Consider the following 22,341-nt stretch of genomic DNA (forward strand, 5'->3'; position numbering starts at 1 on the left):
AGAAGCTTTATCCACAAGTGTTGGCATTTTTTTTAAGCAGATCACAGATGCTGCTTTTGCAGACTTTGACAGATCCTGTATTTAATAAAGATGACGCACTGACAGAACTCAATTTTGTAGATGTAACCAATATTTTTTCCATAAGCCGATTTGTCTTTCTCCCTTTTGGATTAACAAAATCAAAGCGTTCGGAAAAGGTTTTAGAAGTACATTCTGTATTATCACAAAACATTTTTCTGGTTGCCAATAAAAGAATAGTCTGCTTATCCTGAAATGGAATATCTTGTATTTCACGTTCGTATGCGGAATGTACTCTTGATGAGGGATATCCACAGTATGGACAACTAAGCTTTTCTTTCACAGATTGAATTGCTAAAATTATTTGTTTGTTCTTTATCTTACAATTGGTACATTCTAAACTGTTGTCTAATAGTTTTATAAGTTGCTGTTCCATACAATCACCATCCTATAATTTGATTATAAGACTATACCGTTGTAAAATCAACCAAGGTTGGAAAGAACCAACTATGCGCTTACTAATTAAAGGGCTCTTTTACCCTTGTGTTAATTGTACACAATGCACACATGTTTCTTTTTCTCCTATAATGCGTAAGCGTTTTATAAAATAATGCCTTTCCACGAAGTCAAGCGTTGCGTCTAAATAATATTCATCAAAATCACCTATATCATCTATATTTTTCACTAAAAATCAGGGCAAAAATCGGGCAATTTCTATGCCTGATTTTTGCCCTTTTTCACACTAAAACCGCAACATATTGTGGTTTCAGTATTCTATTAATCATTTTGACCACAACGTGTCATCAGGATCACTGTCTCAACATGTGTCGTATAAGAAAACATATCTACTGGTATCTTAAATGGAATCATTAGTTCAAGGGCAGAAAAGGCACATTTTCAAACTGATGTGACCCCAATAAGTTAGACTTTATAGCGTAGCAGCTTTTTAGGTCTAACTTTTGGGGGTCAGTTCAAACTGAAAATGTGCCTTTTTTGTCCTTAATTTATCAAGTGTCCCGTCCCTATAAGTTATAATTTAAGCCACAAGCATTCATGCCTGCGGCTTACCGTTTAAGTGGAGATAGTGGGATTCGAACCCATGACCTCTTGAATGCCATTCAAGCGCTCTCCCAGCTGAGCTATACCCCCATATGGTCGAAAACCCTTTATTTATCTGGGTTTCCAGCATTTTACTTCTTTAATTCTACTTCTTCTTTGAGGGGTCGCACACCCGACATCTCGCGCTCCCAGCTGAGCTATACCCCCATATGGTCGAAAACCCTTTATTTATCTGGGTTTCCAGCATTTTACTTCTTCAGATCTACTTCTTCTTTGAGGGGTCGTTTACCGGACATCTCGCGCTCCCAGCTGAGCTATACCCCCATATGATCGAAAACCCTTTATTTACGCAGGTTCCCAGCATTTTACTTCTTTAAATCTACTTCTTCTTTGAGGGGTCGCACACCCGACATCTCGCGCTCCCAGCTGAGCTATACCCCCATGACGGCTATTATAGCAAAGAGTAAAAAAAATTGCAACTAGATATTGCATTTAATAAAAAAAATGTTATAATACATTCAGAACAACTGCATACAGATGTCTTCAGGGCAGGGTGAAATTCCCGACCGGCGGTAAAGTCCGCGAGCGCACAGAGCGCAGAATTGGTTAGATTCCAATACCGACAGTAAAGTCTGGATGAAAGAAGATGTGTTAAATGATGATAATACACCTGTCTATTTTTAACACCTGAAAGACACTCTTTCAGGTGTTACTTATTTTTCAGGAGGTCTGTATCATGAATATGAGCAGAAAAGCAAACAAATTAACTGTAATGGCAATGTTATGCGCATTGGCATTGGTAGCCGTAGTGGCAATCCGGATTCCGTTAATCCCTATCGTTCCGTTTTTAGAATATGAACCCAAAGATGTGATTATTCTGACCGGTGGATTCTTATTTGGTCCTATGTCCGCAGCTGTGATCTCCATCATCGTCTCTTTCATCGAAATGTTTACAATCAGCAGCACAGGAATCATCGGACTTCTTATGAACATCCTTTCCACAGTGGCCTTTGTTTGTCCTGCTGCCTACCTCTATAAGAAACAGCATTCCATGAAGGGTGCCTTCCTTGGTATGATTGCCGGAACACTTCTTATGACCCTGATTATGGTACTGTGGAACTATTTAATCACACCGATTTATATGGGTTATCCCAGAGAAGCGGTTGCGAAACTTCTGCTTCCTGCCTTCGTACCATTTAATATGTTAAAAGGCGGAATTAATACAGCACTTACATTATTAATCTATAAACCCCTGGTTACTACACTGAGAAAATCTAATCTCTTAAACTTTGCTGATACTGCAACTGAGAAAAAACGTAATCTCAATCTTGGTATAACACTTACAGCTGCTGTCGTTTTAGCTACCTGCATTATGATAATTATGGTAATGAAAGGCGCAATGTAAAGCAATAAATAGAAAGCAATAAATGGAAAAAGGTAAAAGGTCCGCCCGGTTCAAACCGGCAGGATCTTTTACCTTTTTCTTTATCTGCTAAATTCTCTCCAACGCTTCAGACTGTCTATGGAAAATGTATATTCCGGCGTCACAACCGTATCCTTAATCTCATTGCTATAATACCATGGATCTGTATCGTGAAGGGGATTATTCAGCACATGAAACTCCTGCGCCGGCATATATCCCTGTGCCAGTAAAAAGCACCGGTTTCCCGACTCATCTTCTGCCACATCCACAACCATAACGCAATGTCCGGGACTTCCTCCCCGAATCAGCAAATCACCTGCCAGTACCTGGTTTAAATCAGTTCTGGTACACTCTTTCTCAAGAGAAAGCGTTCCTGCATAGACCATGACCTGCCGTAAATATTTTACAAAGCTTTCCCTGCTGTCATCATAAGCTGCCTTCTGCACCCAGGATACCTTGTTATTATCCACCAGCAGACGCTTTCCGGCTCTCCATGACGGATAATCCATTAAAAATCCGCTGGTTAAATGAAATGCGATACCGTCATAGGCTCCCACTGACCATAAATATTCTCCGTACATTCGTATGACGCTGTCTGCACATTGCTGTAAATCACCTTCAACCAATGGCATGGAAAATACTGCGGCGTGGACATCCTGGCGTCTTTTCTCCTTGCCGTCATATAAAAGAACGGGACTCTTGTCCGGTTTCATGGAATACTTTCTTAAGTATCCCTGTAAACTTCCGGCTGGTTTCTCCAGTCTTTTATAACCGGCAGGAACCAGGAAACGGCCCTCCAGCGTGGAACCGGCAGGATCTAGAAGCGAAACCTTACCGCCAGCCGCAACGCTTTTGGCCGTCGTGTTTTCTTTTTGGCTCTCTTCCAGGGAAACCATAGAAAGATCTTGTTCCGGCGCAGCCGCATGAGGCACAGGCAGCTCTTTCAGTGCAATCTGTGAATGACCTGACCGCACCGAAACAGCTGCCATACAAAGTATCGCCCCGGTTATCAATAAACTGATGGTTCGCTTCATAATAAGACCCCCTGCATACTGGTAGTGTTTTCCACACTCTTTTCTAACATTGTATCATAGTCTTATTTTGATTACCAGAAAGAATCTTCATCTCTATATGAAACCGATCAGGAAAAGCTGCCGCATTAGATATATTGAGTCAGATTCTCATGTTTTTCATACTTCAGACTTTCCTTCCCTCTGATAAGATTCCCTGTTTCTTTTTCATAAACAGGTTCCATGCACTTACAGTTTTCCATAAAAGCAGACAAACTGTCATAATCTGAGTGGCTTGCGCAAATACAAACATAAGCAGAATCTCTGCTGTCCGCCCGGTATTCGCACCCGGACAGCTGATCTTCATATGGTTGTAATTCTTCACTACACCAGACTGCAATATATCCTTTTGAGGCGCTTCCGAAAATCCAGTTCCCGGTAAACATCTGTTCCTCAAACCGACTTTTCGGCCAATACAAATGGGTAAACGGAACCGGATGATTTTCCGGTATCCGGTATATACCATAAAGAGTGTTTTTCACTTGCTTTAACGCAGGCATTACTCCATTTCCAAACCAATATCCGGGTCTGGTCGAACAGGTTTCACAGCTGCCGCCGGGATGATTGACAAATACCACTGCTGCCGGATTTAAAGCCGCATACCACATATGCTGCTGATAGCCATATACGCCTGGCTCAAATTGCGTGGTGCCATGAAAGCACTCATTTAAGGATTTCACATAGGCAAAGCTCCCTTTATCTGCCTGATCACTTCCATATAGGTTTTCCCAAGATCTGGGCTCACCTTCCCGTTTGGACTGTACAGAGGTAAGCATGTAATCTGCTGTCTTTTCCACACAAATTCTGGCATTGCTCTCTCCGTAAACCAGTGATACCGGCTTTTTCATGATTTCTTTTAAACCTTCCGGAATTTTGTATTTACTGGTTGCAAGGAATATAATCCACTCGCTGAACCGATCAGGTGCCTCTGGGTCAATTAAATTCACCAGACATTGGATATCCTGAGCATATGGATAGAGAACTTCTCTGTAAACACGACCCATGGGAGCAATAGAAACCCCATGAAACGTCTGCAAAGAAAGTTCATAAAGCAGGCGGTCAGCTGCCTGTACTGCCAACGAGGAAAGTGCTTCATCTGCAAAATCAACCACATTTAGGATTGCGGCAAATGTAATAGGGGAATAGCCTCCGCTGTGGAATTCGTCAAAACCTTCTTTGATTGTCTCTTCCATCCAGTCGTGAATTCTTACCCCGGCTGCTTTCTTCATCTCTCTACCGGTCTTTTTGGAGCGAACAAAAACTTCATCCGGGTAAAAATCTCCTGCAATATATGCACTGACGAAAAACATCAATGAATGATTTTCACTCCAGAAACACATACCGTCATTTCCTGCTTCGTCCATCCAGTAACGGTAATTCAGCATTACTTCTTTGCAGCGTTTTGCCATGGCAGCATCCATTTCATAAAGACGGATAAAACGCACAAAAGCGCAGGTCAGGAAATCGGAACAGTCTCTTCTGGATTCGATCTGATCCAGAGATTTATAGATTTCTTTTTCATCATCTGAGTGAGTCGTTCCCAGATATCGGCGGGCCAGTATCGGGTACATGGAAAAACTCTCCGTATCTCCTCTCGGTATCTGTAAAACAGATGCTATTCGTTCGTAAATTCGTTTTTCATTACCTTTTTCGTCTGTAGTCTGACTCCATTGCGGCGTCAAAAGTTCCTGACGTTCAAAGCTTCTGAGAAGCCGTTGAGAATTTACAGTGACGGCAATCTTAAACCAGGGTAATTGGGGATTTAAAAATGCCTCCGCTTCCCCCTCTGTCTCCTGGTATGTATACCGGCCTTTGTATTTGACAAAGTCAACGGGTCTGGAATCGTAAATCAGGATACTTCCTTTCGGTGCCTGTGATGGGAAAATAAGCCTTCCTCCTTTTAAGCGGATATTGGAAAGCCACTCTCCTGCCAGTACACAGTCCCTCACTGTCTCTTCTCCCGGAAGAGCTACGTTTAGTATCTTTCGTTCTTCTCCAGGAATCTGAATTCCAAACAAAGTTCTGGTATCTCTTACTCCCAGATTCTGAAGCCGGATAAAAATCAAATTTTCGCCCTGTTTCAGCTTTAGACGAAGAATTACTCTGCTGATTGGCTTATAGACAGGCTTTTCAATCCCGCCGCAGTAAGTTCCGTTCACCCAGACATCAACCGCCCCGTAGCTCCACAGCCAGGTTTCTGCTTCCATGTCTTTGGGGGCGATTAACACTGTGGCACCATGAAGCTCGATTTTTTTCAGAAGGGGATAGAAGGCTGACTGATCCACAAACCAGCTTCCGAAATTGTAATAATATTCCCACGGAAAGCCCAGTGAGCTGATTGAGCCGGCACAGATGGTCCCCTGTGGCATGACTGGATTGTGGTCAACAGCTTCCAGACGCATGGCTTTTTCACAGGCAAGCTGATCCTTTCCACTCACCTGACTGGAATAAGAAGTTTCCTTTTTCCCACTTATCAGATAATTCGTAATAAATCCATATTGGTTCAAATTAAATATCATTTCCTCTTTCAATATTTCGTCCTAACCTTTCACAGCTCCTGCTGTCATACCACCCATGAACTGCTTACTTGCAAGAATATAAACAATGATGATCGGAACAATTGCAATTGCAGAGCCTGCAAATAAAATGTTCCATGCCGCTGCCCCGTCTCCTGCATTTTGGAGTGCTACAACACCTACTGTTAAAGGACGAAGCTTATCATTGGTCATAGTGAAAATTAAAGGAAGAATGTATTCGTTCCAGCCTCCGCGGAAGGATAACAACGCAACACTTGCCAGGGCTGGTTTTAACACAGGAAGAATAACCCTGGTGTAGATTCCGAAAAAGCTGCAGCCATCCATTTTCGCTGCTTCATCCAGTTCTCTTGGAATACTGTTCATAAATCCATGAATCAGAAATACATACGTCGCCTGACCGCTTCCTGCCGAAATCAAAATAATAGCAAGCAGAGATTTATTCATGTGGAGCTTAACTGCCAGTTCAAATAGAGGGCGGAGGGAAGCACTTCCCACATTAATAAACATGAACATTACCATTGCATTGTAGATCAGACTTTTTAAACGAAATTCTTTCCTGGAAAATACATAACCTGCCATACTGCTTGCAAAGAGTGAGACTCCCATGACTCCAAATCCGATGATAAGACTGTTCACTGTATATCTGGAGAAATTACCCATTTTCCATGCCTGAACATAATTATCCGTAATAAATTTCTGGGGAATCAGATTAAGGCCTCCCCCAACCAGCTCACCGTTTGTTTTAAAGGAACCAAACGCTATATAAATAACCGGATATACGGTGAATAATGCCAGTATAACCAGCAGGAGTAAGATTCCTGCATTGATTATCTTGGTCTTTTTTGATTCTACGGAATGACCCGTTCTTTCCTTCGCCATCCTATTACTCCCTCCTATGAAATGTCATCCATTTTTTTGCTGAAATTCAAGTATATAATCGTGACAATTCCCACTATGAGAGCTGAGACGATGCTGAGTACAGAGCCATATCCAATCTGAAGCTGAGCTGCTGCAGCTGATGTTCCGAATACCATCTGGAAAATATAGGAAAACATGACATGCGTCCGGTTATTCGGACCGCCTCCTGTTAATACGAGAATGGACTGATAATCTTTAAATGCTGTGGTAATTGCAAGCATAATTACAACCTTCAGCACCGGCCCCAGCATGGGAAGTGTGATCTTGAAAAATGTCTGGATACCGTTTGCACCGTCAATCTCTGCACTCTCGTAAACATCGGATGGAATTCCAGTCAGACCAGAGATCAAAAGAATCATATAATTTCCAAATGCACCCCAGACAGCAACAATAACCACTGCAATCATGGCCGTTTTGCTGCTTCCAAGCCAGTCAATGGGCTGTTTTATAATACCTGCTGCCTGAAGGAAACCGTTTAATACACCATTATAGGTAGCAAAGATAAAGTACCAGATAAGACTGTATACTGCAGAGCTGATTACGGTAGGAAGGAAATAGATTCCCTGTATCAGACCGCTTCCAAACCGTTTCCGCTGAAGCAGAACTGCTGTCACCAGGGAAAGGGGCAGGACAAACAAAAGTTTTAAACCAGCGTATTCAAAGGTATGAAGAACACTTTTCCAGTAAATTCCATCGGTAACCATTCGTTTGAAATTATCAAAGCCGATAAAGTATGCTTTAAATCCGTTATAATCGTAAAACACATAGCGGATCAGCCATGCAAACGGATAAACCGACATGACCAGGATAAAAAAGATTGTGGGAAGAAGCATCAGCCACATGGGAATATCTCCATGATCCCAGCTTTTTTTTAATCGTTGCCCCAAAGATTGTTTTGAATTCATACATTGCACTCCTTACATTCATAAACTTGGTTGATTTCTTTGTTTCCCCTGATTCCCCTATGGCAAAAAAGCTGCTGCAAGACAGCAAATCTGTTTTGCAGCAGCCGTGATACAATTCCTACTTATCCAGGTATTCTACTGTGCCTGCGCTTGGATGAAGCGGATCATAATCCTTGATTACCAGACGTTTTGTCTTGCCCATCTTTACTTCTTTGTCCAGTGCATCATTATAAGTCTGATTCAGTTTTGCGATGGTATCATCAATCGCAGCACCTTCTGGAAGACATGCATTCCATAATGCATCTCTGTAATTTTCACCCTCTGGAGTAACGGAAGGTGCAACCGGAAGAACTGCCTCATAATCTGCACCGGTAAAATCTGCCATTCTGCCAATCTTGGTCTTGTCGATCTTATCTTCCATGTATTTTGAAATCGGAAGTGAATATCCGCCCTCTAAATAGCCTTTTAATACTTCTTCAGACTGGAAGTACTCCATTACTTCCCAAGCTTCCTTTGAATGCTCAGTAAACGCACTCATCATCCAGCCGCTGTTTGGATTGCAGGCTTCACTTCCTTTGATTTCACCGTCCAGTGTAGGAAGCTGTGCAACGCCCCATTCAACTTTAGCTGGGAACTGCTCGGTCAGTACCGTTGCCTCCTGAGATGCATTTGCGTGAATTCCCACATGCCCTTCAGAAAACTGTACACGTACCGGGTCAATTTTCATGGAAGCGGATCCAGGGAATACACTTGAATCAGAAAACATCTGACGAACTGTTTCAAGGTATGGCTTGAAGCCGGAGAAATCATATTTACCTTCTTTATAATTATAAGCAGTAATTCCGCTCATTTCTGCAGAGTGCTCAAGCCAACGCTCAAACGGGCCACTGGCACCGGGGAAAATAATTCCGTAATAATCGCCTGCTCCGGCTTCCGTGATCTGTTTTGCTACTGCAGGAAGATCGCTCAGCTTTTTAGGAACTTCAATTCCCAGTTTGTCAAAGATCTCTTTGTTATAGATAAACCTGGATCCGCTTCGTTTTCCGCCTGGAACCCAGTAAACCTTATCTCCAAATACATTGCAGCCCTCGTATAGATGCTGATCTACTTCGTTGACCTTTTTAAATTCATCTGTCATATAATCATTAATTGGCTGTATAATGCCATTATCTGCAAAATTCTTGAAATCTTCAGGATTTACCTGGGAAAACAAATCAGGTGACTGACCTGAATTTGCTGCCATGGAAATCAGGTTCTCATAATTTTCTGTTTGTACTACATAATCCACTTCAATGTGATCATTTTTTTTGTTAAACTCATCTACAACCTTGTTCATGTACTCCAGGTCATGACGGTTGTTTGTCCATACGGTAACCTTTACTTTACCGGAAGAAGCTGCCTCTTTCTTTGTTTCTCCCCCAGATGCAGCAGTGGTGGTCTCCGCTTCTTTTGCAGCTGTTGTGCTTCCGGTATCGTTTCCTCCGGAAGAACAGGCAGATAAAGCAGATACTGCCATGATACCGACAATCCCCATAGCCACCAGTTTCTTAGATTTTCTCATAGTTTCTACTCCCTTTCATTTTGTATAATCTTTACTGCTGTGTTGTTGATGTATCCTCATCATAAAGCATTTTGTCGAATGATGACACCACATTTTTTACTATTCATGTAACATTTTTTTGGACTATTTTACTTTCTTTCAATCAACTTGCTTTTCATTATGCACAATGCTATAATTGGTTTGCTTAAACTACAGCCGTGAAAAGGAGACAGATATGAATCCATTATCAATCATAACTCTGCTGATTGTTGACGATGAAGCGGAAATTCGTTCCGGTCTGCGATCGATTATACCCTGGGAAGACTATTCCATCTCCGTCATTGGCACAGCCGTTAACGGTGCAGAAGCATTGGATAAGATCCGTTATTATGAACCAGATATTGTAATCACTGATATTCAGATGCCGGGCATGAATGGTCTGGAATTGGTTCGGCGTGCCAAGGAGGAACAGTTTGACTGTTCTTTTGTTATTTTAAGCGGTTATGATGAATTTGAATACGCAAGATCTGCAATCAGATATGGAGTCAGGGAATATTTGCTCAAGCCCATTTCCATTAAAGACTTAACCGAACTGATCATGAACTTAAAAGAAGATATTTTAAGCAAACGAGGGATTCACAGCGACCAGCTTTCTACCCTTCGGAAGCTTAGAAAGGCCCAGATCTCCCTGCGCAAGCATAATCTGATTCCACAGTTGCTTCGGGGGGAGTTAAGCCCCCTGGAGTTGAAAAATGTCATTGAAGATTATGCACTTCCCATCAAGGACAAAGAAAGCTGTGCAGTACTGATTCAGGCCTTTTTCTCTTACCGGGATACAGAAGAGAATACGGAGCAGACCCGGACTCTGGATCCTTTGAGAGAGTCTTTGGAAGAAACATTAAACGGCAGTCCTGCTTTAATTGCCGATTATCCTCCCGCCGGACTGCTGCTGATTTTAAATCTGCCATTTCATACGGAGCAGTATCCAGATCTCAACCAGCTTCTGAAACAGCATATAAAATCCACTGGTTTCGGGGATACGCTGCAAATTGCTGCCGCCATTGGTAAGCCCGTTTCTTCTCTTTGCGAAATTCAGTCTTCGTTCCAGGATGCAAGACAGACCATAACCTGGCATATTTATTCTGATACAGGCCCTGTTCTTGATTCTGCTGACTTTGACACAATACAGCCTCCTGTGATTATGCCTGGGGACGAGATTCTGGAGGCAATTTTAAAGGACAACAGAGAAAAGCTTGAGGAGCGTTTTAACTTATATTTTAATAAGCTGATGACTCCGCAGACTCCTCCCCCTTCCTATTTATACAGTATGTGCAATTATCTGATCATTACTTTGCAAAGCCAGCTGACCCGTTATTTGGACGGATCTCCAAGAAGCTATACGGGCAACTCATTTGCTGCTCTTTCCAGTTTAAACTCTCTTGAGGATATCCGAAGCTTTATGATAACGGTTCTTTGCGGATTTGCAGAGGAATTAGCAGTAAACCAGGCCGCAAAAAACGATCCTCTCATAGAAAAAGCCATTGATTATATTAATGACAATTTACTGAAAAATCCAAAAACCGAGGATGTATGCGGTTATCTAGGTTTAAGCAAAAGTTATTTCAGTACCTATTTTAAAAATAAAACTCAGTTGAATTTCCGGGATTATACACTGGATTTAAAAATCAATTACGCTCAGGAGCAATTAAAATTTACGGAGCATTCCGCTGGAGAGGTATCTGTTTTGCTGGGATATGAGGATTACAGATCCTTCAGTAGAGCATTTAAGGCAAGAACCGGTCTTACTCCCTCCGAATATCAGAAACAGTATACGGCAGGAGAAAGGAGTGGACAATGATAAAACGCTTTGCCAATTTAAAGTTTCATTATCAATTATTGATTGGTATGATTTTAATCACATCAGCTGCTCTCTTCCTGATCAGTCAGCTTTCTTATTCTTATTTTTATGAACGCAATACTGACGAAGTACGGAAGAAAGCCAACAGCTCTGTTCAGATGGCTGGAGATTCCATTTCCTCTCAGTTTAATTCTTTATCCGCCGCTACCAATCATCTTCTGGTCAAAGAGCCCTTTCCTAAGATGATTTCAGATATCAATAACAAAAATTTTACAGGCTATGCCAAATATTTTTCCGCCGCTACTTCAGCAACAGATTCATTTCTTCAGAATCATGACCTTGTGAACAATGTATTAATCTGCGGAGAGGACCGAATCGTTTTCAGCCCCACTTCACTGGGAATTGGAAATCACTTTGAACAGCTGTTTCCGGAAAACATCTGGCAATTTACACGAATTACCGTTATGCCCACCCGTTTTAGCAATATGTTTCGAAAAGAAGGAGCAATTCCGATTGCTTATCCGGTTTCCAGTAATTTATCATCGGGAAATCTAAGTTACCAGGATATTTCCGGAAGCAGAAAAGCAAGATTCATTCTGCTGATTGATACAAATCAGATCCGGGACTATTTTAACCGTATGTCTAATCGTTATACCTACTGTATGTATCTGGCAGATGAATCCGGTCAGCCCCTTGATATAACAGAGAGCGAATATCCCGATGCATTTCTGCCACAGATTCGCCAATGGATAGAAAAAGGTCCCTCAACTCAGGAAGGACTGGTTAAAATAAAGAATGAGGACATGTTCTTAAGCATGAACTCCATTAAATTCTGTAATTTAAAAATAGTCCACCTGACGAAAAAAGCGGCTCTGACCGGGGATATCAAGGAACTCCGCTCGTTTTTTATTCTTGTATGGATTGCCTGTTTCCTTGCTGCAGTTTTATTAAGTCTGGCTCTTTCCGGGCTTCTTACCAGAAATTTAAAGGTGCTTGGCGCTATAATCCGAAGCATTAATGACAAAACCTATACCGAGCAAAGAGAATTTAACCATACAGACGAAATCAGTCTTCTGGGGGTCCAGTTAAATCAGATGTACGATACCATTCAGCTGCAGCTTTTACAGATTAAGGATGAGGAACAAAAAAAGGCAATGGCAGAAATACAAATGATGTCGGAACAGATTAATCCTCATTTTCTTTACAATACTCTGGAATGCATTCATTTTCAGATCTTAAATGGCCATTCGGAAACTGCGGAAGGAATGCTTGAAAGTCTGGGAAAATACTTAAGGACTACACTTAGTTTCGGAAAAACCATGATATCTGTGGAAAAAGAAGTGGAACATGTCACTTCCTATATGGAAATCATGAACCGCCATTCCTCTAAGGGTATTTTGATTGAAACAGAAATTGACCCGATGCTGAAAGATTGCAAAATCATGAAAATTCTTCTGCAGCCCCTTGCAGAAAACTGCATCCGCCATGGTTTCGGAGGTAGTATCAGCGGCTTTGAGCCGGTACCTCCCCGGATTCATATTGCAATAACATCAGCAGAAAACAACCGGATCCGGATAGAAGTGACGGACAACGGAAAGGGAATTGACATTGAAGTTGCAAATGCATGTGTTACAGAAAACTCTCCGGAGTCTCAAAAGCATTTTGGATTGTCCAATATACAAAAAAGATTGAAAGCCTGTTATGGGGAAGCTTTTCATATATCCTTTCTGAGCATCCCTTATTTAAAGAACAGCGTTATAATCGAACTTCCTAAAGATATATAGGTACCGGATCAGTGAGGTTTTTCCATGCTGATCCGGTTTTTTTACCAATACGCCACGTATCTGCCAGTTTTATTGTATTATATTACTATATCATTTAAGTAAAATATTATAAGTTTTATAATATTATAAAACTATATTTCTGCATAGATATCTTTATAATAGTTGACAACATTAATTATTACTTTTATAATTTAACAATACTACTAATTAAACATCCAGTTACTCCAAGGAGTGCCATTATGCCAAAACAAAAAAAAGTTTTAACTGACCGGGAAATGGATATTTTAAATATACTTTGGTCATCAGAAACCCCTTTAATTGCGTCAGAAATCGGGAACAGCGATCCTTCTTTAACTATTAATACAATTCAGGTCGTTTTAAGGAATCTATTAAAAAAGAAACTAATTGAAGTGGCTGATATTGTGTATAGCGGTACTGTTCTATGCCGCAGTTACCGTCCTACTGCAGAATCGAAAGATTTTACACTGCAGAATTTCATTTCAGAATTTAATAATATGAAGAGCATTACTACACCCAGACTGGTTGCATCACTTTTAGAACATGAAAAGAATGAGGAGGCTGTTATCGCTGAACTTGAGAAATTATTAGAAGAAAGAAAACGTAATCTAAACAGGGAGGAGTAATATGGAATTCTCTATCCTTTCTCTTTTGACAATGACATTTTTCAGCAGTATTCTTATTGTCATAATTTATTTTGTCCTGAGAGATAATCGTATGATAGAACGGATTGGAATGGCTGCGCTGGCTATGAGCATCGGTGCAACCATATTAAGATTATTTATCCCATTTAAACTGACCACATCAAGAAACATGCCAATAGGAAAACTACTTCCTGCATTGATACGTTTCCTTGAAATTCCGGTCATTCGATCTGACGGGTTCACCATCAGTCTGTTAGACGCCCTCTATATCATTTGGGCGTCCGGTATCATAATACAGCTGGTAAGAACAATCGTTATATATACCCGTTTCACAAAGACTGTAATAAATAGCCGTTCCGTTATAGATGACGAAGTAAAAGAAGCTTTATATAAAATAAATATTGATTATAAAAAGCCTTCTTCAATACAAATAATACAAACTGACTTAGTATCTACGCCAATGGTATTCGGCTTTTTCCGTCCCAGGATTATCCTGCCTGAGATTAAGCTCACAACCGAAGAATGGTACTGCATTTTAAAGCATGAATTATCTCATTATATTTGTGGTGATTTATGGGTGAAGTTCCTGGTGGAATTTTTATGCTCCATCTATTGGTGGAACCCTTTTGTCTATTTATTTAGAAATCAGATATCCAAAGCACAGGAAATACATATTGATCTTTTCGTGACTAAATCCATGAATGAGGCAGAACAAATAAAATATCTGGAATGTCTGATAAAAATTGCCAAGATTCCTGTCAGCAAGGAACTGAATAAATGGATTTTATCTTTCAACGGAGAAAGTGGGAATATTTTGTCCCAGCGTTTTAACATTATTTTAAACCGCCCTGTTTCATCTGATGAAACAAAGGGGAATAAATTTTTAACCTTATTATTACCGGTCTTACTCCTATTAGCCTTGTCTTTCAGTATCGTTTTTGAACCCTATTCAATCAGTCCACAGGATGCGGCTGATACGGTTGAATTGACAAATCAGAATACTTATTTAATACAAAATCCGGAAAGTGGCTACGATGTTTATTTAAATGGCCAGTTTTATGGACATATAGATGAAATCAAAGACTCATTTTCTGGATTACAAATTTATAAAAACATTACGGAGGTGTCCCACAATGAAAAAAACAGGTAAAAAATTATTAGCTGCTATTGTAGTGAGTTTAAACCTTGCAGCGCTTGGTTCAGAGGTTGTATATGCAGAACCTTCTACGCAGCAGCCCGCTGTTCCGCCAGTGTTAGAAACATCTGATACCCAGTCATACAGTCCATTATCAGACATCATCGGCTGGAGATACAAATCAGTAGATGGCCATGTATACCGGCGTCAATACAACTATTCCAAGGAAAAATGGATTGGTGAATGGGAAGCCTGCTAGTACTCAAAAAGCATCAAGACAGTCTTGATGCTTTTCCTTTTATAAAAACCTTATCGGATCAGCTAATGTCCGATTCGCTCTTTTCATTCAGCAATTTCTTTCTCTCTGCCAATAGCAGTTCCAGTTCTTCTATCACTTCCTGCTCGTTTTTTTCATGTTTCAGTAAAGTAGCAACTAAATTAGGAATGGAAACCTTATCATTTTCCTGAAATTGCCCAATAAACCGCTGCACTGCCATCTCTTTTTTAGATAAAGCCGGCTTGTAACTGCGGGTTAAGACTGTACCGCTATAAACGATATCATCCACTTCAATGTATTTTTTATCCAACAGTTTTCTGATGACAGACTGTACCGTGTTAATATTCAATGATTCGTCCTTTTTTGTAATCTCTGACGCAACCAATGGTCTGCTGCTTTCCCAAAGTATTGTCATTACATCCAATTCTCTCTTTGTTAATGATAGCTCCGTCTTTCCTCTGGGCATTATAATTCATTACCTCCTGTTTGAAAATCCATATTATATATTTTAAAGATATACTTTTTTTTTTACTTTGTCAATATTCCTGACCTTTTACTTACTTTATCACTTGACAAATAATGTGTTTTTATGTTTTAATGATATTGTAAAATAAATAATTAATCAATATTTATTTTACATCAAAGCAAAGAAGGGGGGGATTCCTTTGTTTGTTTAAAGTTTTACACACGGATACCAATCGTATAACACAAATTATTTGGAGGGTGAACAATGAAAACAGCTAAAAAAGGTAAAATACTGGTAGCATTAACATGTGCATTCATGATGACAGCATCAGGAACTGCATTAGCAGCGAATCATAGCTTTACGTTTAAGTTTACTGATTTAACTAACAAGACTACATCCAGCTATGCAAAGAGTGATAATTCTCAATCCTGGTATCTCTCATTGGATAATAACGGATCAAACAACATGTCTTCTGCCAATATTTTTGGCTGCAAAATGAATCGTACAAGCAATAACAACGTAGATATGTACCATACGTTTTCTAATTACGTAAGTGGTTATGGAATTAATTACCAAAGTAAGGTATATAAAAGTGATAACATGTACATGGGAGCAAAGAAAGACAGTGCCAGTACAAGTACTGCGGCATTAACAATTTCCGGTAGATTTGCGCCGTAATACATACGAAATAGAATATCTGCAGGGAAAACCAGTGCTTTCAATATTTCAAGAAGCCGCCTACCATTGGGTGGCTTCTTGGCAGTGACTGATTATGTTATAATAAGAGAGGTTAATTATGAAGAAAAAACTGAAATCAATAGCAATATTATCGCTATTATTACTTGTAACAGGCTGTTCACCAGAAACAAAACAGTCTGGCGAAAGCAATCAGACAGCCGTTACCGTAACTGAGGATATCCAGAGCAATAACACCGGTGGTGTAAAACATATCAGTAAAGAATTATCCGATAATTTTTATATAGATGCAGATGTTCAGGAGCCTGCGGCCAAAGAATATGCGATTTATTCTGTGAAAAATAAAATATTTGATAAAACCGCCTTAGACCTGTTTTTATTAAAAGATGACACTGATCGCACATTTACGGAGAATCCCAACAGGCCTCAGACGTTAATTGTGGATACCGGAAAAGGCAGCAGCCTTCTGATGGGGGACGGCAGTGCCAGTTATCTGAAAAATAATGTACGGGATTCAGAAATCGAATCAATGATTGAGAGTTATCTCCTGTCCGGTGAAGTTAGCGAAGATACGAAAGAATTGGATTTCCAAAGCAAAGACGATGCAATTGCATTGGGCATAAATAAAATCAAAGAGGTAGTGGATTGTCAGCCTGAGGCGGTAAGAGCCGTTGCAATCAGCCATGAACGCCTAGAACAGCTCCAGGATAGTTTATCTAACAACGATATCTATCAGGCAGAGTTAAAGAACGGATCCTCAAATAAAATTGAGGGATTATCAGCTGCAGATGATTTGTACTACATCCAATATGCAATAAAGGCGGACGATTTGTATCTGTATAATGCGATTCTGGAACCAGGTATATCCATGAATATTGATGCATTCTTGGACAACAAAGTTAATATCACAATTATGGCAGACCGTGATGGAATCCGCTATTTTAATTTCAACAACGTCTTTGACCGTTTCGATGAAATCAAGGAGAAAAAAGCAATTATTACCGCCGAAGAAGCATTGCAAAAGGTGGTAGAAAAATATAATAATATTATTCTGACGGACAAAACTACCATATCAAAAATATGGCTGGAGTATATTCCCGTACCCGCCAGCTGGAAAGACCCGTCTGATATTGAACTAAGACCCTATTGGTGCATTCAGCTGGACATTACAGATAAAGACGGACTGGCAAGCAATGCAGAAAGAATAAACGCAGTAACAGGGGGGAATCTTGCCAATGGAGAATAAGCATAAATTATTCAGCATGGTTAGCCGGGGAATTGCAACTGCAATGAAAGAAGGGTTTTTACCGGCTGCAGCAGGGGTTGTTTTATGCATTTTTCTGGATACCTGGAATCAGCTTCCATTTCTCTGGAATGGTCGTGCTGATGTAAATTACTATTGGTTTAATTCCTTTTCATTTGGTGGATTTTATAGCGTATATATCATTCCCATGCTGTCCTGCATTCCTTATGCAGCCAGTTTTTGCGAGGAATACCGTTCTAACATGATAACCGTTCTGGTGTCTAAAATAAATATTAAAACGTACTGCATCTCAAAAGTCATTACAACAGCAGTATCCGGCGGGTTATCTTTAGCTGCCGGAGGAATTTCTTTTATTTTCCTTGCGTCAAGGTTCACAGTCCTGATAAACGAACAATCGCTGACAGAATCTCAGGGATTGCCATATTATGCCCTAATGAAGAGCGGAAATGGTATTTCATATTTTATAGCCGCTGTCTTTCTTCTATTCCTTTCCGGCGTATTGTGGTCAAGTGTTGCACTATTGGTATCGGCATATGTTTGTAACCGCTATATGATTTTTGTAACTCCGTTTATATCCTCATTTTTTCTGACGAGACTAAATGTGATTTTAAATGTACCTGCTATTTTTCGTTTAGATCTGCTGCTTCGCGCAAGAAGCAGCTTTGGAACAGATATGGAGACAATTTTTATAACGACTCTTATGGTCCTTGTCCTTGTTACTGCTTCTGGATTTTTATTCTGCAAAAGAGCAAAGAGGTTGATTAAAAATGAACAATTTATCTAAAGGATTTCGAATATTTTGGATTCAGCTAAAACGGGAAGGGCTTCAACTGAGAGTTTTGAGTTTATTTATTATTATCGGAATATTTATATATTCTTACCTGGAGCCTGTAACAGTTTTTTCCAACACAGTAAATATCAGGATTGCGCCCTGGGCATTTTCTCATTTAACCAATGATTATATATGCCAGATTGTATTCATGAGTGGTGCTGTATATTTATTTTGTACAGCACCTTTTCAAGGTGAAAATTATTTCTATACCATATATCGTTCCGGCAGGATGTGGTGGCAGCTGGGTAATATTTTTTATATTATTTTTATGTCATTTGCTTATGTTGGATTTATTCTGATTACAAGTATGGTAAGCCTGTTTCCACACATCTTTTTTTCCAATGACTGGGGGAAAATATGGGGAACTCTGGCACAGACAAATGCCGCTGCACAGTTTCAAATACCTTTTATCGTTGACAGTTATATGATTGGTGTCTTTTCTCCCGCAAAAGCAACAACCATAAGTTTTCTTCTGGAATTTGCCTGTGTGATATGGCTTGGGTTAATTATTTATATTTTTAATTTCATTTCTCATAAACCTGTCGGAGTAATGATCGGAGCATTTTTTGTTCTTTTGGATGTAGTAATATCAAATTCGTTTTCGGCTAAAACCTTTCTGATCTCTCCTGTAACACTGACTCAATTAAAAGCTTTATCCGGAATTAACGTCCAATACGGTCTCACACTTCGTTATGCTGCATTGTTTTTTGGTATAACACTAATTTGTCTGATTGGCATCTGCCTGACGCTTGGAACAAGAAAACAAAAGGCAGGAAGGAAGGGTAAAATTAATGGATCGATTCATACAAGTGATTGATGTCTGTAAGACACTGGAAGGTCAGGAAATATTAAAAAATATTAATCTGGAATTCGATTCTTCCAAAATACATGGAATTATTGGCAGGAATGGTTCTGGAAAAACTGTATTGATAAAATGCATCTGCGGATTCATGCCAGTATCTTCAGGATCCATATTAGTGGATGAAAAGAGGATCGGTTACGATACCGAGTTCATTGATAATACTGGATTCATAATTGAAAATCCAGGCTTTCTAAACAGATATTCCGGATTAAAGAACTTAAAATATCTGGCTTCTATACGTAAGATCGCAGATGTTGACCGGCTGCGTGAATGCATGAAAATGGTTGGACTGGATCCTGATTCTAAAAAAACAGTTGGAAAATACTCACTGGGAATGCGTCAACGACTTGGTATCGCCCAGGCGTTAATGGAATATCCGGATATTATTATACTGGACGAACCAATGAACGGGCTGGATAATTCCGGAGTCATGGAAATACGGAAAATACTTCTTCAGTTAAAGGCAGAAGGCAAACTTATCATTATAATCAGCCATAATCGGGAGGATATCAATTCATTATGTGATAAGGTCTATGAGATGGATAAGGGCGAAATAAAGCAGGTTTTTTAATCAATCCGATTATTTTAATAAGCGACAGCAGTCTTTCTTGTATGAGTGCTCAATAAGACCGGTACCCGAAGGTACCGGTCTTATTTTATTATGGCAATTAAATTTAAATCGATCTTGTTAAATTTCTCACAGACCGGTTCCTATAACCAAACGCCGAAGATAAGGCCCCCAGGAGACCTGTGCACAGAAACATAACTGCCATTCCGCTTCCAGTTCCTTTTCCAACTATACTTTGTAAGAAAATAGCTGCGTTGTAATCAGAAGCCATAAATGGCTCAAATACATAATCCGCCAGATATCCTCCAAGAAGCAGACCGACAGGTACTGTAGAATATTGTATTCCATTGCGGATTGCAAAAATTCTTCCCTGAATGTTTTCAGGAACAATCCGGTACAGCAGTGCGTTTTGACCCGCCATGATAAATGGTATGGGTAAGCTTGCAAAGATTCCGGCTAAAGACCACGCAAAAACATTCCTCCCTGCTCCCATGGTTAAATCTCCAAGTAAAAATGAAATTCCTGCTGAAAGATAAATCATCTTACGGGGGCTTTTTGTTTTTTTGCCGGAAGCAACGATAATGCCGCCAATAATCCCTCCTGCTCCCATCATACTGTTTACCAGTCCGAAGACTCCTGCATTTCCTCCGCTTCTTGCCAGAATCATAGGATTAAGGATGTTCTCATAGGTCAGTCTGGAGAAAAAGTTAATCAATGCAAGGCTGAGCATCAGATACAAAATACCTGGCTCTTTCTTTAAGAATTCTATATGCTCCCTATTTTTCCCTCCTGCATGTGTATGATGAGTTTTTGATGTTCCGGAATTCTCCCTTGGGCTAACCAAAAATAGTGTAATCATACAGAACGTAAAGGTCAGCAGATCAATGGCAAGCACCAGCCGGATCCCAAAAAAGCCAACAAGTGTACCGGAAAGAACAGGTGCGGTGACCATGATTAAATTAGAAGAAAATGAATTCAGGCCGCTTGCCTTTTCATAATTTCCATCCGTAATCAATTGCCCGGTTACAACAGCCGAAGCTGGTGACTGAAATGCATTCATAAACCCGATTACTGCATTTACAATATAAATCTGCGTCAGAGCCAGACTGCCCCGAAACAAACTAAAAAGTATGCTGATTGTACAAATAGCCGCTATGGTATCGGAAATAATTAAAATGTTCTTCTTCGATGACCGGTCAATAAATGTTCCCCCAAATATACTGACTAATATGTAAGGCAGATAATTGCAAAATGACATAAACGATACTGTCATTGCTGAATTGGTCTGTTGATAAGTCCAAAAGGTCAAAGCCAAAGATGTCATAGAACTACCCAGTTGGGATACTGCCTGCCCCAGCCAAAATATTTTATAATCTGTATTTAATTTTGATTTCATTGTATTCTCTCCTTATAAGTAAATTTCCTATAAGTACAAAATCCAATGAGGACGAGATAATAATTAAATGTTATACCTCTGTACAAGTCTCGCCCATTCATCAGACCTTGTACAGAGAAAAGCACTCAAATCGATTGATTGATTTCCCATAAATTCTAGTTCCTCCCTTTCCTGTTTTCAGAAACTGGTACATTGCTTATTGTAACACATGGTTTCATACATGTGAAGCATTAAACAAGCCAAATACACTTCTGAGAATTAAAGAAGTTGCGCTAAAGCCGCTATCATTTGTAACAAAAAATATTCCACACATTGTTTTGCCCCCACCCTTATTAACCAAAGGGTGGGGGCGTTCTTTAGAAATAATTTAAAATCAGATTACTCTTACAAGTGTCATATACGTGCTTGCGCCGCCCAGAAGCGTTGCCGCTCCCAGCAGGCCAAATAATTGCAGTGAAAGCGTATCTCCAACAGTCAGCGGAACAATAAATGTTGATTCCAGGTTACTGGCAGCAACCGTTGGTGTAATAACAGAAGCTGCAATTGGTGCACCGTTCTCCGTAATTCGAGAGGATACCAGTAATGCCACCGTTGTAGCAACAGCATAACTAATCAAATATTCCCCTGTGGCTGGTACCGTAAAAACAGTATTGGTTCCATCAACGGTAAACGTATTTAAGTTCTGGTTATCCGGAAGCGGTACATTGGTGCCGCCTAATACAACTGCTATTACTGCAGAAGTTGTATTAGCTGCCGACATACTGTCGCTTGTTACAGAAGTTCCTGTTGGACCGGTTGGACCGGTGACTCCTGCGAGACCAGCGATTCCTGTCGGGCCGGTTGGACCGGTGGGGCCGGTTGGACCGGTATCTCCCGTCGGACCGGTAGGACCAGTATCTCCCGTTGGGCCGGTGGGGCCAGTAGCTCCCGTTGGTCCGGTGGGGCCGGTATCTCCCGTTGGACCGGTAGGACCAGTATCTCCCGTTGGACCGGTGGGGCCAGTATCTCCCGTTGGGCCGGTGGGGCCAGTATCTCCCGTTGGGCCGGTGGGGCCAGTATCTCCCGTTGGGC

The 22,341-nt window shown here is 40.4% G+C and carries 20 protein-coding genes, 1 tRNA gene and 1 riboswitch; of the genes, 11 read left to right on the forward strand and 10 right to left on the reverse strand.

The genetic code is table 11. From position 1 onward, the window contains the following. Positions 1–7: 7 nt before the first annotated feature. Together ABS301_RS16720 and ABS301_RS16725 are read right to left on the reverse strand one after the other, a co-directional pair. Positions 8–454: a transposase family protein gene (locus ABS301_RS16720; protein ID WP_349673311.1), complete on the reverse strand. Its 447-nt coding sequence runs from the start codon at positions 452–454 to the stop codon at positions 8–10. 640 nt (positions 455–1,094) lie between these two features. Then, positions 1,095–1,167 (reverse strand) — tRNA-Ala (locus ABS301_RS16725). 445 nt (positions 1,168–1,612) lie between these two features. Continuing rightward, a riboswitch (FMN riboswitch) is annotated at positions 1,613–1,729 on the forward strand. Between the two features lie 84 nt (positions 1,730–1,813). On the opposite strand from ABS301_RS16725, the gene ABS301_RS16730 reads away from it, so the two are divergent. Beyond that, positions 1,814–2,482, forward strand: a complete 669-nt coding sequence (locus ABS301_RS16730) for an ECF transporter S component (protein WP_349673312.1) — start codon at positions 1,814–1,816, stop codon at positions 2,480–2,482. 80 nt (positions 2,483–2,562) lie between these two features. Here the strand turns inward: ABS301_RS16730 and ABS301_RS16735 are convergent, their stop codons facing one another. The 5 genes from ABS301_RS16735 to ABS301_RS16755 form a co-directional block, all read right to left on the reverse strand. Next, entirely contained in the window at positions 2,563–3,534 is a 972-nt protein-coding gene (locus ABS301_RS16735) for a DUF4846 domain-containing protein (protein WP_349673313.1), read from the reverse strand. Between the two features lie 125 nt (positions 3,535–3,659). Further along, positions 3,660–6,089, reverse strand: coding sequence for a hypothetical protein (locus tag ABS301_RS16740; RefSeq protein ID WP_349673314.1), 2,430 nt, complete (start codon positions 6,087–6,089; stop codon positions 3,660–3,662). A 21-nt stretch (positions 6,090–6,110) separates the two neighbouring features. Beyond that, positions 6,111–6,986 carry a carbohydrate ABC transporter permease gene (locus ABS301_RS16745; RefSeq protein WP_349673315.1) on the reverse strand — a complete coding sequence of 292 codons (876 nt, stop codon included), beginning with the start codon at positions 6,984–6,986 and terminating at the stop codon, positions 6,111–6,113. A 14-nt stretch (positions 6,987–7,000) separates the two neighbouring features. Continuing rightward, complete coding sequence (locus ABS301_RS16750) at positions 7,001–7,930, reverse strand: carbohydrate ABC transporter permease (RefSeq protein WP_349673316.1); 930 nt, start codon at positions 7,928–7,930, stop codon at positions 7,001–7,003. A gap of 118 nt (positions 7,931–8,048) precedes the next feature. Beyond that, positions 8,049–9,491 (reverse strand): ABC transporter substrate-binding protein, encoded by a 1,443-nt coding sequence (locus tag ABS301_RS16755; RefSeq protein ID WP_349673317.1) that lies wholly within the window; start codon positions 9,489–9,491, stop codon positions 8,049–8,051. A 214-nt stretch (positions 9,492–9,705) separates the two neighbouring features. On the opposite strand from ABS301_RS16755, the gene ABS301_RS16760 reads away from it, so the two are divergent. From ABS301_RS16760 to ABS301_RS16780, 5 genes are all read left to right on the forward strand, one after another. Beyond that, positions 9,706–11,328 (forward strand): response regulator, encoded by a 1,623-nt coding sequence (locus tag ABS301_RS16760; RefSeq protein WP_349673318.1) that lies wholly within the window; start codon positions 9,706–9,708, stop codon positions 11,326–11,328. Further along, complete coding sequence (locus ABS301_RS16765) at positions 11,325–13,112, forward strand: sensor histidine kinase (RefSeq protein ID WP_349673319.1); 1,788 nt, start codon at positions 11,325–11,327, stop codon at positions 13,110–13,112. The genes ABS301_RS16760 and ABS301_RS16765 overlap by 4 nt, the downstream gene beginning before the upstream one ends. Positions 13,113–13,351: 239 nt before the next feature. Beyond that, a complete protein-coding gene (locus ABS301_RS16770) occupies positions 13,352–13,756 on the forward strand; it encodes a BlaI/MecI/CopY family transcriptional regulator (RefSeq protein WP_349673320.1) in 405 nt (134 codons plus the stop codon). Between the two features lies 1 nt (position 13,757). Beyond that, on the forward strand, positions 13,758–14,924 hold the full coding sequence (locus tag ABS301_RS16775; RefSeq protein WP_349673321.1) for a M56 family metallopeptidase: 1,167 nt from the start codon (positions 13,758–13,760) through the stop codon (positions 14,922–14,924). Continuing rightward, positions 14,908–15,168: a hypothetical protein gene (locus ABS301_RS16780; protein WP_349673322.1), complete on the forward strand. Its 261-nt coding sequence runs from the start codon at positions 14,908–14,910 to the stop codon at positions 15,166–15,168. Before ABS301_RS16775 ends, ABS301_RS16780 begins: the two co-directional genes overlap by 17 nt. Positions 15,169–15,226: 58 nt before the next feature. On the opposite strand, the gene ABS301_RS16785 is transcribed toward ABS301_RS16780, so the two are convergent. Beyond that, positions 15,227–15,652: a BlaI/MecI/CopY family transcriptional regulator gene (locus ABS301_RS16785; RefSeq protein WP_349673323.1), complete on the reverse strand. Its 426-nt coding sequence runs from the start codon at positions 15,650–15,652 to the stop codon at positions 15,227–15,229. A 264-nt stretch (positions 15,653–15,916) separates the two neighbouring features. On the opposite strand from ABS301_RS16785, the gene ABS301_RS16790 reads away from it, so the two are divergent. The 5 genes from ABS301_RS16790 (at position 15,917) to ABS301_RS16810 (ending at position 19,877) form a co-directional block, all read left to right on the forward strand. Further along, complete coding sequence (locus ABS301_RS16790; RefSeq protein WP_349673324.1) at positions 15,917–16,330, forward strand: hypothetical protein; 414 nt, start codon at positions 15,917–15,919, stop codon at positions 16,328–16,330. 118 nt (positions 16,331–16,448) lie between these two features. Then, the gene (locus ABS301_RS16795; RefSeq protein WP_349673325.1) at positions 16,449–17,594 is read left to right on the forward strand and encodes a hypothetical protein; all 1,146 of its coding nucleotides are present in this window, start codon (positions 16,449–16,451) and stop codon (positions 17,592–17,594) included. Further along, on the forward strand, positions 17,584–18,396 hold the full coding sequence (locus tag ABS301_RS16800) for a hypothetical protein (RefSeq protein WP_349673326.1): 813 nt from the start codon (positions 17,584–17,586) through the stop codon (positions 18,394–18,396). Before ABS301_RS16795 ends, ABS301_RS16800 begins: the two co-directional genes overlap by 11 nt. Continuing rightward, a complete protein-coding gene (locus ABS301_RS16805; protein WP_349673327.1) occupies positions 18,380–19,261 on the forward strand; it encodes a hypothetical protein in 882 nt (293 codons plus the stop codon). Before ABS301_RS16800 ends, ABS301_RS16805 begins: the two co-directional genes overlap by 17 nt. Continuing rightward, positions 19,236–19,877, forward strand: a complete 642-nt coding sequence (locus tag ABS301_RS16810) for an ABC transporter ATP-binding protein (protein WP_349673328.1) — start codon at positions 19,236–19,238, stop codon at positions 19,875–19,877. The genes ABS301_RS16805 and ABS301_RS16810 overlap by 26 nt, the downstream gene beginning before the upstream one ends. Before the next feature lie 103 nt (positions 19,878–19,980). Here ABS301_RS16810 and ABS301_RS16815 read toward each other — a convergent pair whose 3' ends face one another. Both ABS301_RS16815 and ABS301_RS16820 read right to left on the reverse strand, forming a co-directional pair. After that, positions 19,981–21,270, reverse strand: a complete 1,290-nt coding sequence (locus tag ABS301_RS16815; protein ID WP_349673329.1) for an MFS transporter — start codon at positions 21,268–21,270, stop codon at positions 19,981–19,983. Between the two features lie 373 nt (positions 21,271–21,643). After that, on the reverse strand, positions 21,644–22,341 hold a 698-nt coding region (locus ABS301_RS16820), incomplete at its 5' end, for a BclA C-terminal domain-containing protein (protein ID WP_502877974.1).

The sequence above is a fragment of the Lacrimispora sp. genome, assembly GCF_031982545.1.
GTDB lineage: Bacteria > Bacillota > Clostridia > Lachnospirales > Lachnospiraceae > Lacrimispora.